Annotated in this window: 16 protein-coding genes; 5 read left to right on the plus strand and 11 right to left on the minus strand. The window is 50.3% G+C overall.

Translation table 11 applies throughout. From position 1 onward, the window contains the following. Together DSM465_RS20185 and DSM465_RS0111250 are read right to left on the minus strand one after the other, a co-directional pair. A partial coding sequence (locus DSM465_RS20185) for a peptidoglycan-binding domain-containing protein (protein ID WP_236620389.1) occupies nucleotides 1-1,851 on the minus strand: 1,851 nt, incomplete at its 3' end. A gap of 310 nt (nucleotides 1,852-2,161) precedes the next feature. After that, the gene (locus DSM465_RS0111250) at nucleotides 2,162-2,662 is read right to left on the minus strand and encodes a hypothetical protein (protein WP_029761383.1); all 501 of its coding nucleotides are present in this window, start codon (nucleotides 2,660-2,662) and stop codon (nucleotides 2,162-2,164) included. A 213-nt stretch (nucleotides 2,663-2,875) separates the two neighbouring features. On the opposite strand from DSM465_RS0111250, the gene DSM465_RS0111255 reads away from it, so the two are divergent. Beyond that, nucleotides 2,876-3,286 carry a helix-turn-helix domain-containing protein gene (locus DSM465_RS0111255; protein ID WP_029761384.1) on the plus strand — a complete coding sequence of 137 codons (411 nt, stop codon included), beginning with the start codon at nucleotides 2,876-2,878 and terminating at the stop codon, nucleotides 3,284-3,286. Between the two features lie 129 nt (nucleotides 3,287-3,415). Here the strand turns inward: DSM465_RS0111255 and ssb are convergent, their stop codons facing one another. Further along, on the minus strand, nucleotides 3,416-3,763 hold the full coding sequence (ssb, locus tag DSM465_RS0111260) for a single-stranded DNA-binding protein (protein WP_008880386.1): 348 nt from the start codon (nucleotides 3,761-3,763) through the stop codon (nucleotides 3,416-3,418). Between the two features lie 283 nt (nucleotides 3,764-4,046). Here ssb and DSM465_RS0111270 point away from each other — a divergent pair, with 283 nt between their 5' ends. Further along, nucleotides 4,047-4,487 carry a YwpF-like family protein gene (locus DSM465_RS0111270; protein ID WP_011888252.1) on the plus strand — a complete coding sequence of 147 codons (441 nt, stop codon included), beginning with the start codon at nucleotides 4,047-4,049 and terminating at the stop codon, nucleotides 4,485-4,487. Between the two features lie 186 nt (nucleotides 4,488-4,673). Here DSM465_RS0111270 and DSM465_RS0111275 read toward each other — a convergent pair whose 3' ends face one another. From DSM465_RS0111275 to DSM465_RS0111290, 4 genes are all read right to left on the minus strand, one after another. Beyond that, nucleotides 4,674-5,345 carry a class D sortase gene (locus DSM465_RS0111275; RefSeq protein WP_029761385.1) on the minus strand — a complete coding sequence of 224 codons (672 nt, stop codon included), beginning with the start codon at nucleotides 5,343-5,345 and terminating at the stop codon, nucleotides 4,674-4,676. A 6-nt stretch (nucleotides 5,346-5,351) separates the two neighbouring features. Then, nucleotides 5,352-6,320, minus strand: a complete 969-nt coding sequence (locus DSM465_RS0111280; protein ID WP_051358531.1) for a processed acidic surface protein — start codon at nucleotides 6,318-6,320, stop codon at nucleotides 5,352-5,354. Between the two features lie 109 nt (nucleotides 6,321-6,429). Then, nucleotides 6,430-7,806 (minus strand): aspartate kinase, encoded by a 1,377-nt coding sequence (locus tag DSM465_RS0111285; protein WP_011888254.1) that lies wholly within the window; start codon nucleotides 7,804-7,806, stop codon nucleotides 6,430-6,432. A 150-nt stretch (nucleotides 7,807-7,956) separates the two neighbouring features. After that, nucleotides 7,957-8,391, minus strand: a complete 435-nt coding sequence (locus DSM465_RS0111290) for a DUF1284 domain-containing protein (RefSeq protein ID WP_008880391.1) — start codon at nucleotides 8,389-8,391, stop codon at nucleotides 7,957-7,959. Between the two features lie 298 nt (nucleotides 8,392-8,689). Here DSM465_RS0111290 and DSM465_RS0111295 point away from each other — a divergent pair, with 298 nt between their 5' ends. The 3 genes from DSM465_RS0111295 to DSM465_RS0111305 all read left to right on the plus strand — a co-directional run bounded on the left by DSM465_RS0111295 (nucleotide 8,690) and on the right by DSM465_RS0111305 (nucleotide 11,633). Next, entirely contained in the window at nucleotides 8,690-9,253 is a 564-nt protein-coding gene (locus tag DSM465_RS0111295) for a hypothetical protein (protein WP_008880392.1), read from the plus strand. Nucleotides 9,254-9,557: 304 nt separating this feature from the next. Further along, the gene (gene adh, locus DSM465_RS0111300) at nucleotides 9,558-11,078 is read left to right on the plus strand and encodes an aldehyde dehydrogenase (RefSeq protein ID WP_008880393.1); all 1,521 of its coding nucleotides are present in this window, start codon (nucleotides 9,558-9,560) and stop codon (nucleotides 11,076-11,078) included. A 195-nt stretch (nucleotides 11,079-11,273) separates the two neighbouring features. Beyond that, nucleotides 11,274-11,633 (plus strand): DUF779 domain-containing protein, encoded by a 360-nt coding sequence (locus DSM465_RS0111305; protein WP_008880394.1) that lies wholly within the window; start codon nucleotides 11,274-11,276, stop codon nucleotides 11,631-11,633. Nucleotides 11,634-11,913: 280 nt separating this feature from the next. Here DSM465_RS0111305 and DSM465_RS0111310 read toward each other — a convergent pair whose 3' ends face one another. The 4 genes from DSM465_RS0111310 to DSM465_RS0111330 form a co-directional block, all read right to left on the minus strand. Next, nucleotides 11,914-13,521: an MDR family MFS transporter gene (locus tag DSM465_RS0111310; protein ID WP_029761388.1), complete on the minus strand. Its 1,608-nt coding sequence runs from the start codon at nucleotides 13,519-13,521 to the stop codon at nucleotides 11,914-11,916. 11 nt (nucleotides 13,522-13,532) lie between these two features. Further along, the gene (locus tag DSM465_RS0111315; RefSeq protein ID WP_029761389.1) at nucleotides 13,533-14,426 is read right to left on the minus strand and encodes a TetR/AcrR family transcriptional regulator; all 894 of its coding nucleotides are present in this window, start codon (nucleotides 14,424-14,426) and stop codon (nucleotides 13,533-13,535) included. After that, complete coding sequence (locus tag DSM465_RS19615; RefSeq protein WP_008880397.1) at nucleotides 14,419-14,559, minus strand: hypothetical protein; 141 nt, start codon at nucleotides 14,557-14,559, stop codon at nucleotides 14,419-14,421. Before DSM465_RS19615 ends, DSM465_RS0111315 begins: the two co-directional genes overlap by 8 nt. Before the next feature lie 206 nt (nucleotides 14,560-14,765). After that, complete coding sequence (locus DSM465_RS0111330; RefSeq protein WP_029761390.1) at nucleotides 14,766-15,638, minus strand: ROK family protein; 873 nt, start codon at nucleotides 15,636-15,638, stop codon at nucleotides 14,766-14,768. Between the last annotated feature and the right edge of the window lie 183 nt (nucleotides 15,639-15,821).

The raw sequence follows: 15,821 nt of genomic DNA on the forward strand, positions 1-15,821 counted from the left end.
ACCAAGCTGTTTTAATTTCGTCTGAACCCGCTTCACCTCTTCGCCACGCGTACCGATCGTCAAATAAATGGAAGTGCGGTTTTCTTCGGCCGGCGGGGCTGTTTTTTTCTTCACCGCATCTTCAATGCGCCCGAACGTTGTTGAATCGACCGAGCCGGTCACTGGCAGGCCGTTGTCCTTTTGAAAACGACGAACAGCATCAGCGGTAATGGTTCCGTAATAACCGGTGATCTCCGGATATGTAAAATAGCCAAGCTGTTTTAAATTCGTTTGAACCTGCTTCACCTTTTCCCCACGCGTACCGGTCTTTAAATAAACAGAAGAACTGCTTTCTTTAGCCGGCGAGGCTGTTTTTTTCTTCACCGCATCTTCAATGCGTCCGAACGTTGTTGAATCGACCGAGCCGGTCACTGGCAAGCCGTTGTCCTTTTGAAAACGACGGACAGCATCAGCGGTAATGGTTCCGTAATAACCGGTGATCTCCGGATATGTAAAATAGCCAAGCTGTTTTAAATTCGTTTGAACCTGCTTCACCTTTTCCCCACGCGTACCGGTCTTTAAATAAACAGAAGAACTGCTTTCTTTAGCCGGCGAGGCTGTTTTTTTCTTCACCGCATCTTCAATGCGTCCGAACGTTGTTGAATCGACCGAGCCGGTCACTGGCAAGCCGTTGTCCTTTTGAAAACGACGGACAGCATCAGCGGTAATGGTTCCGTAATAACCGGTGATCTCCGGATATGTAAAATAGCCAAGCTGTTTTAAATTCGTTTGAACCTGCTTCACCTTTTCCCCACGCGTACCGGTCTTTAAATAAACAGAAGAACTGCTTTCTTTAGCCGGCGAGGCTGTTTTTTTCTTCACCGCATCTTCAATGCGTCCGAACGTTGTTGAATCGACCGAGCCGGTCACTGGCAAGCCGTTGTCCTTTTGAAAACGACGAACAGCATCAGCGGTAATGGTTCCGTAATAACCGGTGATCTCCGGATATGTAAAATAGCCAAGCTGTTTTAAATTCGTTTGAACCTGCTTCACCTTTTCCCCACGCGTGCCGATCTTTAAATAAACAGAAGAACTGTTTTCTTTAGCCGGCGGGGCTGTTTTTTTCTTCACCGCATCCGCAATGCGCCCGAGCGTTGTTGAATCGACCGAGCCGGTCGCTGGCAAGCCGTTGTCCTTTTGAAAACGACGGACGGCGTCAGCGGTAATGGTTCCATAATAGCCGGTAGCTGTTGGGTAGGTAAAATAGCCGAGTAGCTTTAAGTTTTTTTGCAGCTCACTGACCTCGGAACCACGTGAACCGATTTTTAACGTGACTGATGAAGACGATGTGGTAGTTGCCTGTTTGCTAGCTGCTTGCCGAAGGCGTTCAATCGTCACGGCATCAGCTTTTCCAGTGACCTTAAGCCCATTCGCTTGTTGAAATTGCTTCACGGCCGCTTCGGTCACTGTTCCGAAATAACCGGTAATCTCCGGGTATTTAAAGTAGCCAAGCTGTTTGAGCCGCTGTTGGAGCACTTTCACATCGTCACCGCGCATGCCGACGGATAACGTGCGAGCCGTTGGGACAAACGCACGTAGCTTCGCGTAGGTCGCGTCATCGACAACACCGGTCACCGGCAGGTTCGCAGCCTTTTGAAACGCCCGCACTGCCTCTTCGGTAATGGGACCAAAATAGCCAGTTGCCTGTGGGTAAGAAAAAAACCCTTTTTCCTTTAATAACTGCTGCAACTCTTTTACTTTTGAGGAACTCATGCCTACTTTCCATTCCGCTGCTTGGCTATCGTCTGGTGCCAAAAAAAGCGCAGAGGCAAAGGCGGTGGCTAATACGACTTTGCTCGACTTCACTTTCATTCCCTCTCCCTTCCCTGTTTTTTCGCTCTTTTCTTTCTGCCGCTGGCGGCGGCGAGTGTGCCGTTTGGCGGAGAAATCCGACAAACAGAGCATATTTTTCAGCAAAAACTGACGTTTTCCCCTTTTATTTTAAGTATAACGGACTGATGCCTTAGTAGGAAACATTTTTTTTGATTGGGAAATAGAGGGGTGAAGGATGACCATCGGATCCTTCTTATTTTAAGTGCAACGATTTTAGGTGTAACGAACTAATTCTTTAGCGTGAAACATTTTTTAATTGGGAAATAGAAGGGAGAAAGATGCCATCGGCTCATTGTCGCTTTTCACGGTTGTTTCGGGTTGAACACGTAAACAAATAGGAAATGCGGCGGTGATCGCAAATGTAGATCGACTGTAGAATTTCATAAATGAGCTGCCTTTCCACGGCCAGCCATTCATTTGTGCGGATCAACGTGTATTTTTGTTGGAGCTGATTCCATTCATAGAGGGCAACAGCTAACTTTTTTGGTCGGAGATCGAGCTTGACGATAAACATGTAAAGCTGACTGACACATTTAAACACAAAATAAAGCTGGGCCTCATCCGAACAAGTGACGGTACGGAACAACGCCTCACCTTCGAATGAAAAACGCCCCTGCTCCCCTTCGCTTCTTAGGCAACGGAGCGAATCGGTGAAATTAGTCGGAACGATCGTTTTCAACCGGATGGAGAACGGATTTTTCATTTCCTTAATGAATACACGGTACATGTTTTTCCCTTTTTTCGCCTTATTTCGTTCACGGACAACTAAATCGGCCAGATAAATATTCACTTCGCTCCCTCCTCTCCTAGTAATAGTAAATATTTCCCCTTTTTTACTTATTGTACTATGTCCAATCAAAAGAAAAAAAGATGTCGACCATTGGCAGGAAATACAATGTTGTTCTAATCAAGAACGTATACAACCGTCGGTCTAAAAAGGAACAAAAATTACCATCACGCTTTCCTATCTTTAAGATAACGATGTAAAGCGTGGTGACAAATGATGAAAAAACTCGGCGAGATGTTGAAAAGGTTGCGGAAACAACAACGCTGGACACAGGAGCAACTGGCTGAACAGTTAAACGTATCCCGCTCGCAAATCAGCAAGTGGGAAAACGGCAGCACGCTTCCTGACATACAGTCGCTTGAAAAGTTATGCCGTCTATTTAATGTCAGCGCTGATTTTCTGATTGGCAGCGAAGTGCAACGGCGAGAAGTATTGCGTGAGGTAAAGCGGCTGTACGGAACAACGGAAATGAACGAAAAAACGCTCACTGCGATTGATTATTTGTTGCACAACCAAGATATGAGCGAAGCGATGTACACGTTGGCGAATTTGCCTGAGAAGAAGCGAAAACATGTCGAAACGATGTTGATCACGATCATTAAGGAATGCGCTGAAGCCATTGGCTGACTCCCCGTGCAACCATGCCTGAGCAGAAAAAAGCGCTAACATGAGTTGCTAGCGCCATCGTTGGGGAATGTGTGAGGAAACGTTCTTTCTCTTGGGGATTCACTGAGAAAGGCATGAATGGGGAAACAACTAGACGTGCTCCGGCCATTCTCGCACTTTGCCGGAGTGGAGAAACTGAACTGAATCGGCTACGACTTCCGTCACATAGACGCGCTGGCCGTCTTTGTTTTCATAACGGCGCGTCTGGATTCTACCCGTTACCGCCACCATCGATCCTTTTTGGCAATAATGGGCAGTATGCTCTGCCGTTTTCCGCCATAGGACACACGGAACGAAGTCAGCATCAATCCCCCCTTCCGCGTTGCGAAAATTTCTTGCTACCGCCAAGATCACGGTTGTAACGGCCGTCCCTTCGGCCGTGTAACGAAGCTCTGGATCCTTCGTCAATCGGCCGACAAGTACGACTTGATTGATCATGTTCCGGTGCATCCCCCCTTTCTATCCACCGCACCCTTATCATAAACGATCCCGTTTTTTGCCGTAAAATCGCGATTTTTGCATTTTTTTGCGCAATCTATCTGTACAATCACCGAAAAAAGTGAAGACTGCATCGACAATGGTGCAGCAAAATGGCGTTTTTGTCATTTCACGGCAAAAAAGGGGGATAGCTTTTGCCACTGCAGTCGCATGATCCAGTTTTTCTTCCCATCGCTACCTATGCTATAATCATGGGTAAGACAACGGTAATGAGGTGGACGATATGAAAACGTTCAAGCTTGTCGGGCTCTCGGTCATTGATGAGGAAATGCGCCGCCAAGACATTCCGTTTATTGACGGCTTGATCATTAATAAAGAGGATGGCCAAAACCGCTGGCTTGTTGAAGCGTATTTGGATGATGACTATGAGCCGATGTTTGCCAGCTTGAAAGAACAACCCGAATTTCAGTTGCAAGTAACAATTACCAATCCTGGCAATGACCCGGCGAACATGCTTGTCGCCGTCCGATCGATCACAAAAATGAACGGCCATATTAGCGTCCTCATGGAAGGACTGATGATCCCGAGGCGGACTCACTTGGCTGAAGTCGTGCTGGCCGGCCTTGTCGAGAAAGGGCTGCAAGGTGAAGCACTGCTCAAAGAATTTCGCCAGCAAATGGACGAACGTCATAGCGCAAGAACACGTAATGACCAGAAAAGATAAAAGGGAGATGACTGAAAAGGCCGCCTGTCCTCCATTGAAATAAACGAAGAAGCCGTTTCATGTGTATATAGTAAATAAAAGAGGTGTCTCATGACTTTGAGACACCTCTTTTTATGTTCATCAACTTCCTCACTGTGCTTCGATCGACGAGGGGGTTCTCCCGAAACGATGTGACATATTGGCATGTCACGGCAAAGTCATGTGAGCGGCGGTGTCAGTCCGAACAGGGCGGGCTGTGACGATGTATCGTTTCGGGGCGGGACCGATCAGACGAAACGGGTAGCATGTTGTCACGGTCAGCGTTGGCCGCGCCTTGTCGACCAAAACGGTTCGGTCGTCGTCATCAACAATGCGGATGTTGACGACACGATAATGAACGATCGACTCATCTGTCCGGATGATGAGCGCATCGCCGATGTCGATTTCTCCAAAGCGGCGGAATACGGTGTCGCGGTGGCCGGACAACACGACATGCCCGTTGCCACCCGGCCAAGCGCTTGCCGGATAATGGCCGACGCCACGGCGCAATTCTTGTTCACGGACCCCTTCATACACTGGAATCGCCACCCCGAGCTTCGGAATGGACAATTCACCGAGATAGGCGCCAAGTGGCCGAGAAGGAGAGATTTTTTGACTCTCGGGTGAATAGGCAGCCTGCGAGCGCGTTTTTGCTTCTAACTCAGATGCATGCCGTGTAGGGGAATGGACATTGTCTTGCTTTGCCGCTTTCCAGCCAACAATGTACCAATACCCGTTCCAGCCGACTATCGCCATTCCGATGACCATGAGCATGAACGCCGCATAGCAAATCACCCGACGTCGCCAAGGAAGATGGATCGCATGTTGCTTATGCCCCATCGCGCCTCATCCTTTGAGCCGTCTAACCTGCCGATAAAGAAAGAACCCAGCAAACATAAGCAACAGACCGGCGAGAGCGTGCATCAAGTATGGAGAAGCGGTATCGGGGAGTTTTTCCCCGTACATCATTCGCTTCATCTTAAGCGCCAACAAACCGGCCTCAATCCCTTTCTCCCCAGCGCGGACGATGTAACCAGATGATAACATTTCCCTCGTAACGGCAATATCGACGATTTCCTCGTCTTGACGGTTATACAATTTGACCACGATTGGTTTCGCTCCGGCCGATGCAGTCGCTGCGGAGAATCCCGTTTCCTGTCCATCAACATAGAACTTTGCTTCAAGCTGCAACAAATCGAGCGCCTCGTTCCAAATCGCCTGCAGTTTACGACGGGCTTCTTTTGTCCATGGTCCCTCCGTTTCTTTAAACGGACGCAGCCGCTCACGAAGCGTTGTTAGCTGCTCGGACAGCTGCAGATTGCCAAGTGAAGCGATATGACGAGCGAGTTTGTTCACTTCTTTTTCCGTCATGCCTAACGCCCCAAGCAAATCGTTCATTTGCTGCATAGCATCGTTATGCTGCGAGTAAAAGCGAATGGCGGCATCTAAATCTTCCACAAACGTGTACTCTTGCACCGTTTCGCCAAACTGTCCAAGCAGTGCATCGAGCTCCTCGACGGTCAGTCCGTGCTGATGCAACACAGCATGGAGCCGCTCTTCGTTCAGCGGCGTACCAAGCCATTGTTTCAACTCCTCCATGGTGCGAAAATCAGCAACGGTCAATCCATATCGGTCTAAATAAGTAAGCAAATCGCTTACCGTCCAGCCGACACTTTCCACGTACTGTTCCAGTTCCGCACGGCTAATGGCAGCTGCTGCACTGACCGGAGATAACGCTAACATCACCGCAAAAACAGCCATAATAATCCATTTTTTCACCATCGTTTTCCCCCTTCCATTGCTGCTTGCATACATTGGTAGTATTTTCCGAGCTCTTCCTTTCTATGTACGAAAAGCAGCAATGGCGGAAACAAACGATACAATCAATGAAAAAAGGATGTCCGCGACGCGGACATCCTTTTCCTTATGACGGCTGACTAACGGTCAACTCTTGAAAGTAGGCGTGATATAGCGCACGAACCGCCTCGTTGACGACATCCTCTTTGACGCCAAACATCATGCTGACCTCCGATGATCCTTGGTTGATCATCTCTAAGTTAATGTTGGCATTCGCGAGCGCCGTCGCCGCTTTGGCTGCCATCCCAACCATTTTTTCCATCCCTTCGCCAACCACCATGATAAGCGCCAATCCGTACTCAATCGTCACTTCATCGACGACGAGCTCATCGCGGATGCGGGCTAAAATGCGCTCATCTTTTCCATCGGCAAGCTGACTTGCCCGCAAAATAACTGACATGTTATCGATACCAGACGGCGTATGTTCATATGAAATGCCCTCGTCTTCTAAAATTTGCAACACGCGCCGACCAAAGCCGATTTCGCGGTTCATTAAGTATTTACTAATGTTGATGCTGCAAAAGCCGGTATCGCTGGCAATACCCGCAACCGGTTCATCTACATGGTTGCGTTTGGCAACGATCCACGTACCCGGCGCAGCCGGGTTATTCGTGTTTTTCACGCAAACCGGGATGCCAGCCCGATATACCGGCTCGAGCGCCTCATCATGAAAAACGGAAAAGCCGGAATACGACAGCTCGCGCATTTCCCGATACGTAATTTCTTTCAGTTTGCGCGCGTCGGCGACAATCGAAGGATTGACGCAATAAATCGAATCAACGTCAGTAAAGTTTTCATACACGTCGGCTTTTACACCTGCGGCAACGATCGAACCGGTAATATCCGATCCACCGCGCGGGAAGGTGACGATATGGCCGGATAGGGAATAGCCGAAAAAGCCCGGGATCACGAGCACACCGCGACGCTCACGCAGCTGCCGCAGCTTGTCGTACGACTCCGGAAGCACTTGGGCGTTGCCAGGTTCGTCCGTCACGATAATGCCGGCCTCAAGTGGGCTAACATAGCTCGCCTCGAGCCCAAAATCTTGCAAATAGAGCGCCATCAACCGGGCATTATGATCTTCACCGCTCGCTTTTATCGCATCAAGCAGGCGGGCTGGCTCATTTCGATAGGCGCTAATTTTTGACTGTAAATCATCTGTGAGCTCAGCTAAAAAACCGTTGGCTTCCAGTTCGAGCTCATCGGCAATGTCAGCGTACCGCTTCGTGATCGCCTGCATCGTTTCGTCGTACGGTTCACCAGCCAACACTTGTTCAGCCAGCCGAATAAGCATATCCGTCACTTTCACGTCGTCTTTGCATCGCTTACCGGGTGCTGATACGACGATGATGCGGCGTTCAATGTCCGAACTGACAATATCAGCCACCTTGCGGAATTGCGCGGCGCTCGCCACCGAACTTCCACCAAATTTGGCTACTTTCATGTTCCATGACCCTTTCTGTCGAAAGTCTTTATAATTGTTTATCATATCACATTTTTCCGCTCGTGAAATCATTCATTTTTTAGAAATTTCCGCGAATGGTGAAAATATGTGCCACTTTGGAACAACAATGGCGATGAGCCCCGGAATCATTTATAGTTGGGCCGTGTTTCCGCGGCGGACATTGGCGATGCCTTCTTTGCAGACGCCGTGCGGCAGCCACGAACAATGGCGGCATAAATAATCCAAATCATCCGGCTCAACCATTTCGGCTATCCGCCGGATCAACTCCGACTTCTGATATACGTTCCCCGCCTCCAAACCTAAATGGCGGATGACGTTTCCATCGAGTAAGCGCACATGGTCATCCGAATTCGGACTGGCTTCGCATGTCGCTTCGCCATGGTGCGGACAGGCGAGACACGCCTCATCAAGCGCCGCGACAACTTCAATCGGAAAATCGTCCTCTTCATCACGAATCCGTTTGACGATCTCCCACATTTTTTCGACAAACGAAGGACTGTAGCCCATGCCGCGAAATCCGTGCACACAAAGCAAATGATGGCCGCGCAAGCGCAACGGCTTCATGCCTCTCTCCCCTTTCTTCCTCTGTTTGTTCGAGCATATGCCAGACATCCTCGAATATGCTTCGATTTCGTCCGGATATCCTGCGCGATTTTCCTATTATCATCATCATACGCGAACGGCTGTCTTCTGGCAATTCAGACATCTCCCTCTCTCTCGTGCGCTTCATCGCAGACACGCTCCCCCTTTCTTTTCCTTCGCAGTCATTCCCAATCCCCCGTACTTTTTCAGGGGGGGTAGGAGGCTCGCCAGCTAGCGTGATAAAATGGAATCGATGACTTTGCCACGAAAGGATTGGCTGATGATGACAAAAGACGAAGCAGCTCGTTTGCTTTCTATCTTGCTTCACGAATTGACGAAGCCTTGGCAGAAAGAAAAAGTCCATTCCGATGTGCTCGAAATCATTATGAAACTGCGCATTCAAGCAACGGACGAGGAACAGTATATGAACGATTTGCTTAGCAATATCGCTTTTGCGAGCGAATCGGCGCACGCGTTAAAACAAATTTGGGGCTATATGCTGCGCGAGCAAACATTTTTGTCACCGGGTACGATCGAGGCAATGCTCACCGACGCCCAGCAGGCAATCCGACGCCAGTTGCCAGAGCTCACCGATCGGTACAAACGCCCGTTTGCCGAAATCGACGATGCGGCAGAACGGAAACGTCAACTGGAACGCTCTTATAGCGCGTTGCTCTTGTTTAATCGAATCGCCACCGATTTTTTAATCGAATTCGGCCGGGAAGAAAACGAATCGGCTGCGCGTACGTTTTTCGCTGCTGATCCGAACGAACTGCTCGAAGTGTTCCATCACCTTTGTGGCGTATACGCGAGCCGCTGGCTTGAGGGGCTTGAGGTGGATTAATCAGCCGTTTCGGGCAAGGGGCTGACTCAACAGGATGTCTGTGCCCGCAAGTGAAACTTACCAATCCATTCAAGTGTATACCGTAGTGGAAAAGAGGGGCTCACTTGCTTTTGAGCCCCCCCTTCGCACTCGAACCGAATGGCTTTCTTTAGCCAAACAACCGTTTCCGACCAATTTCCTAGGATAGCTCCTTTCTCGTTTGACAACATTGTCCAGCCATGCTAATCTAAGCATTGAAAGGAATTTTTTAAATATTCCTTTAATTGAAAACGTATACAACAATAAAATGAAAGGGGTATCGGGGATGATTTACGCACAACCAGGCCAGCCAGGGGCGCTTGTCACGTTCAAAAAACGCTACGAAAACTTTATTGGCGGCAAATGGGTACCACCGGTGGACGGTGAGTATTTTGAAAACATCACACCGATCACCGGGCAGCCGTATTGCGAAGTGCCGCGCTCAAAAGCCGCCGATATTGAACTGGCGCTTGACGCTGCCCATGCCGCAAAAGAGGAGTGGGGACGCACGTCACCTGCAAAGCGCGCCCGTTTGTTGAACAAAATTGCCGATCGGATGGAAGAAAACTTAGAAATGCTCGCAGTGGCTGAAACGTGGGAAAACGGCAAACCGATTCGCGAAACATTGGCAGCTGACATTCCGCTTGCCATCGACCATTTCCGCTATTTTGCCAGCTGCATTCGCGCCCAAGAAGGCACCATTTCGGAAATCGATCATAACACGGTCGCCTACCACTTTAAAGAACCGCTCGGCGTTGTCGGGCAAATCATCCCATGGAACTTCCCGATTTTAATGGCGGCCTGGAAACTCGCGCCAGCCCTTGCGGCCGGTAACTGCGTCGTCTTAAAACCGGCGGAACAAACGCCGACGTCCATTCTCGTCCTCATCGAACTCATCGAAGATTTGCTTCCACCTGGCGTCGTCAACGTGGTGAACGGTTTTGGCTTGGAAGCCGGCAAGCCGCTCGCCTCAAACCCGCGTGTGGCGAAAGTGGCATTCACCGGCGAAACGACGACTGGACGTCTCATCATGCAATACGCCTCGCAAAACATCGTTCCGGTTACGCTTGAGCTTGGCGGCAAGTCCCCGAACATTTTCTTTGCTGATGTAATGGAAAAAGATGATGATTTTCTCGATAAAGCGCTCGAAGGGTTTACGATGTTCGCCTTAAACCAAGGTGAAGTGTGCACATGCCCATCACGCGCCCTCATCCACGAGTCGATTTACGATGCTTTTATGGAACGGGCGCTTGAGCGCGTCAAACAAATTAAACAAGGCAACCCGCTTGATACTGAAACGATGATCGGCGCCCAAGCGTCGTCTGAGCAGCTCGAGAAAATTTTGTCATACATCGATATTGGCAAACAAGAAGGGGCCGAGTTGCTTGTAGGCGGTGAGCGGAACATGCTTGAAGGAGAGCTTGCCGGCGGGTACTATGTGAAGCCAACCATTTTCAAAGGCCATAACAAAATGCGTATTTTCCAAGAAGAAATTTTCGGACCGGTGTTGGCCGTCACGACGTTCAAAGACAACGATGAAGCACTCGCGATTGCTAACGAGACGCTGTACGGCCTTGGTGCTGGTGTCTGGACGCGCGACATCAACACCGCGTACCGGTTCGGGCGCGGCATTCAAGCTGGCCGCGTTTGGACGAACTGCTACCACGTCTACCCAGCCCACGCCGCGTTTGGCGGCTACAAAATGTCCGGCATCGGCCGCGAAACACACAAAATGATGCTCGACCATTACCAACAAACGAAAAATATGCTCGTCAGCTATTCGCCGAAAAAACTCGGCTTGTTCTAATACTCACCCACCCACCCTTTCATCGCCTCTTCGTTTTGAGGCGAATCCTCATCATTTTGCCAAGGTGTCCCGCTCTGTTCGGGACACCCTCTTTTGTCTTGATGACACTGTTGTTGTCTTGCTCATTGTCTGCCAAGCGGCGGCTACCGTCAATGTCGAAAATAAATCTATACGCATGCGAAAGAGGTGCACGGAATGAGTGATGAACCGAAAGTTGTCGCCACAGAAGCGGCGCTGGCGTTAATTGAAAAGCTGAAAGCGAAGTACGGCCCCCTTATGTTCCATCAATCTGGCGGCTGCTGCGATGGCAGTTCGCCAATGTGCTACCCGCTCGGCGAGCTGATCGTTGGCGATTCCGATATTCTACTTGGCGAAATCGGCGGCTGTCCGTTTTACATTGCCAAGGCGCAATACGAATATTGGAAGCATACGCAGCTGATTATCGATGTCGTTCCCGGGCGCGGCGGCATGTTTTCGCTTGAAGGCCCGGAAGGCGTTCGCTTTCTCACCCGCTCGCGCGTCTTCGGACAACCGTCGGATAAAAGCACGCCATAGTTGCTGACAATGACCAAACATCGTCCAGGCCCACCGACCATATTAACCCGCGGCGCGCCCTAGGTCATGGTCACCTCGGGATCGTGTCATTTCACCGTTCACAACCATAGCCGGCCTCCATCCGGGAGAGGGGACGCAGCCATGAGTGAAGTGGTTAATGCGAACAGACAAACAGTATGGTCAGGATGCCCCCTGCTAGACATACAAAAGGACCGTGCCGATTCCAATCGACACGGTCCTTCACTTTCATTCTCCTCCGCCTGTCGCGGAGTTTTTTCTTTTATTCGGCCTGCTTCATCTTTTTCATCGCCTCGTCCCGGTCGGAAAGCGTAATCCGCTTTAAGCCGAACACGAACAGCAAGCCCACCGCAATAAACACAAGCCCAAACAAAAAGACAGCTTGCAGTGAATCAACGAGCGACTGTTTCAATACCGGCACGAACATGTCGCGCAGTGCGGCCGGAATATTCTTCATCGCTTCCGGGCTGAGCAAGACGGAATACAGCCCTTGCGGATCGTTATGAATCATATCCGCAAATCGGTCAACAAGCCCTTGCGCCTGTCCCGGCAACGCTTCAAGCTTTGGCATCAATCGTTCATCAAGCAAAGCGCTTGAGCGATGGTTCATGATGGCGCCAAGAACGGTCATGCCGAATGTCCCGCCGATTGAGCGGAAAAATTGGCTTGAAGACGTCACCACGCCAAGCTCCGATTTTGGAAAGCTTTCTTGCAAAGCGAGCGTTAAAATCGGCATCACAAGCCCTGTGCCGAGCCCGAGTATGATCATATATACTGTTGCTGTCCATTTGGACGTATCGACATCCATCGTGCTAAGCAAACCGAACGCCGCCAACATAATGGCCATACCGATGATCAGCTGTGTTTTCACGCCAATTCGGTAGACGAGTCGACCGCCAACGACACTGCCGATAATCATCGTAACCATCATCGGTGTCATGATCGTTCCTGACTCTGTGGCGCTCACCCCAACCACGCCTTGCATAAAAAACGGAACAAACATAATGGCTCCGAACATGCCGACGCTCATGAAAAAGCCGATGCCGTTCAACAACGTAAACGTCCGATTGCGAAAGAGCCAAAGCGGGATGATCGGCTCGTCAGCCCGTTTTTCTGCCCAAATGAACAAGGCGAAAAAGATCACCGCCGCCGCAAACAGCGAGATGATTTGCCATGAGCCCCACGCATATTGGTCACCGCCAAACGTCAACCCAAGCAACAAGCTGACGACTCCCGCCGTCAGCGTCGCCATTCCGGCAACGTCAAATTTCACCGGCCCTTCAGCTTTATATTTGCTTAAGCCCATCGCGATCAGCACTGTTGCTAAAATACCAACCGGCAAGTTAATATAAAACACCCAACGCCAGTTCAAATGGTCAACGATAAAGCCGCCGATTTGTGGACCTAGCACTGAAGCAAGGCCGTACAAACCGCCGAACACCCCTTGCCATTTCGCACGCTCTTTCCCCGTAAACACGTCACCAACGACAATCATCGCCATCGGCATCATAATTCCGCCGCCGATTCCTTGAATGCCGCGGTAAATAATAAGCTGGGTCATATCGTTGGCCATGCCACAAAGTGCAGAGCCGGCCATAAAAATGACAAGCCCACTCACATACACGAGACGCCGTCCAAGCAAGTCGGCGAGCTTACCAGCGATCGGCACGACAGTCGTCGATGTCAACATATACGCTGTCGTCAGCCATGTCATCACGCCAAGCCCGCCGAGCTCTCCCACGATGCGCGGCATCGCTGTTCCGACGATCGTCCCTTCAAGTGCTGCAAACAACATAGCGATAATGAGTCCCGTAATAAGCAGCGGACGATGCCGGATCGTACTTGCTGGCGCTGCTAATGCTTTTTCCATCTGTCTCTCTCCTATCCATTCAATTGTTGATACGTTTTAATTTCTTGGCTCAGCTCGGCCAAGGCCTCCGCGAGCGAGGGCGCTTGTTGATGGCGCAAATATAAAAGCAGCGCATCGACCAGATAGGCGCGCGGCGGCTCATGACGCCCGAGCAGCTCTTCTTCGAGCGCGTCGACCGCCTCAAGCACATCATCCGCCTTCTTCGAGCCAAGTTCCTTCGCCGCCTCCCGAACGGCGGAAAACGCCGAAGCAAGACGCTCTCGTCGCTTTTGTCGCTCGCGCTCTTCCAATTCTATCCACGAGGCAAATGACTCCTTCGTCAACAGTGGACGTTCATCTGCCGCAAAGCTGTCGATGATCGCATCGAAGCGCCGCATGAGAAAGCGAGCTACCTCCTCAGCGTCGAACGACTCCTCGTGGAAAAAGAAATAAAACAAATATTGTCGGATGACACCGTTCACGATCATCGCCACATCATAAAGATGTGGCTCGACTACCTCCCCATATACGTCTTTGAGACGCGAACAATACCATAAAAAGAGCCGCCCATGTTGGCAGAACATATACTGCTCAATTTCCGGATTGACTTTTGGCAGCTGTTCCGACATGATCATATGCAAAAACTCTTTGTATTGGCGGACATGCGAAAAATGAGCAGCCAGCTGGCGGACGAACTGTTCTTTTTCTGACCCGCCAACCGCTGCTGTCAAATCGGCCATCATCTTCTCACTATAATACTTCAGTACCACCAACAACAATTCTTCTTTCGAAGTAAAATGATGGTAAAACGCCCCTTTGGAAATGCCCCATGCCTCAACTAAATCTTGAATCGATGTCGCATGATACCCTTTTTGAGCAAACAACTTCATCGCTGTTTCGATAAATTGAACGCGCCGTTCATCCATGGCAATCGCTCATTCCTTCCCTATTCGCCGCCTCCCATTGCCGATAAGATGGCAACAATGCGCGTGGCTTTACAAAATCAGCCCGCACCCCACGCTGCCGTAACCATTCAATCAATTGACGGACATCGCCCATTGTCCTCGCCTCCATACGCTCTATGACCAAACAGTCAACGCTATTATAAACAACGATTATCAATTTATGCAACTAAAAAATCATGGTTTTTTGACCGGACAGTCACGAATATAAATAGTTTTTTGAACATACGGTCAAAGAGACGGATCGCCAACAAAAACGGCCGTCCATAGCCCTGCAAAAGGCCATGAACAGCCGTCATCCTACTATTCCAACGCTGCGGCAGCAAGCGCCAAGGCTCCTGAAATGCCAGCATTATCGCCTAACCCCGGAAGGACGATATACTCCTCAATGTTTGTAAGAACTGCCTCGTGCTGAATATAGCCGCCAAGCCACTCCTGCACATAGCGATGGACTAACGGCAGCACGTGCGTCTGTTTCATGACACCGCCACCAACAATCACTTTTTCCGGTGATAAAATGAGAATATAGTCAGCAATAGCTTGAGCTAAGTAAAACGCTTCAAGCTCCCACACCTCATTGCGCGCAGCCAATTCTGCTCCCTTTTTCCCCCAGCGCCGCTCGATCGCCGGGCCAGACGCCATCCCTTCTAAGCAGTCGCCATGGTACGGGCATATGCCGGCAAACGCATCATCCGGATGACGGCGGACAACAATATGCCCCATTTCCGGATGAAGCAGCCCATGAAGCAGCCGCCCTTCCACCACCGCGCCAACGCCAATACCGGTTCCGACCGTCATATAGAGGCAGCTGTCCAGCCCTTGCGCCGCCCCCCATCGCAGCTCGCCGAGCGCCGCCGCGTTCACGTCCGTATCAAAACCGATCGGTACCGGAAAATGTTGTTTCAGTGTGCCAACAAAATCGAAATTCGTCCACGCCTGTTTCGGCGTGCTCGTAATATAGCCGTACGTCAGGCTGCTAGGACGCAGATCGATCGGGCCAAACGACCCGACGCCGATCGCCTCAATGCCATGCGGACGGAAAAACTCGATGACATTGGCCATTGTCTCTTCTGGCACGGTCGTTGGAAACACCTCTCGCTTGTGAATTCTCCCGTGCTCATCACCAACAGCGCAGACAAATTTCGTCCCCCCAGCTTCAATCGCTCCTAGAATCATGTGTTTCCCCTCTTTCTTCACTTGTTCTGCTCTTATCTTAATAGAAAGGGACTCAACGGTAAACTGAAAAGGGGCATCAAGCGTACTTCTCTTTTTGCCATCACCGATCAAACGTGAACGGCTATTCTTTTGCGATTTTTACAAGCGATGTCCACTTATCTGCTGCTGAAAGAAAAGGCGCCC

Source organism: Geobacillus thermodenitrificans subsp. thermodenitrificans DSM 465, assembly GCF_000496575.1.
Classification (GTDB): Bacteria; Bacillota; Bacilli; order Bacillales; family Anoxybacillaceae; genus Geobacillus; species Geobacillus thermodenitrificans.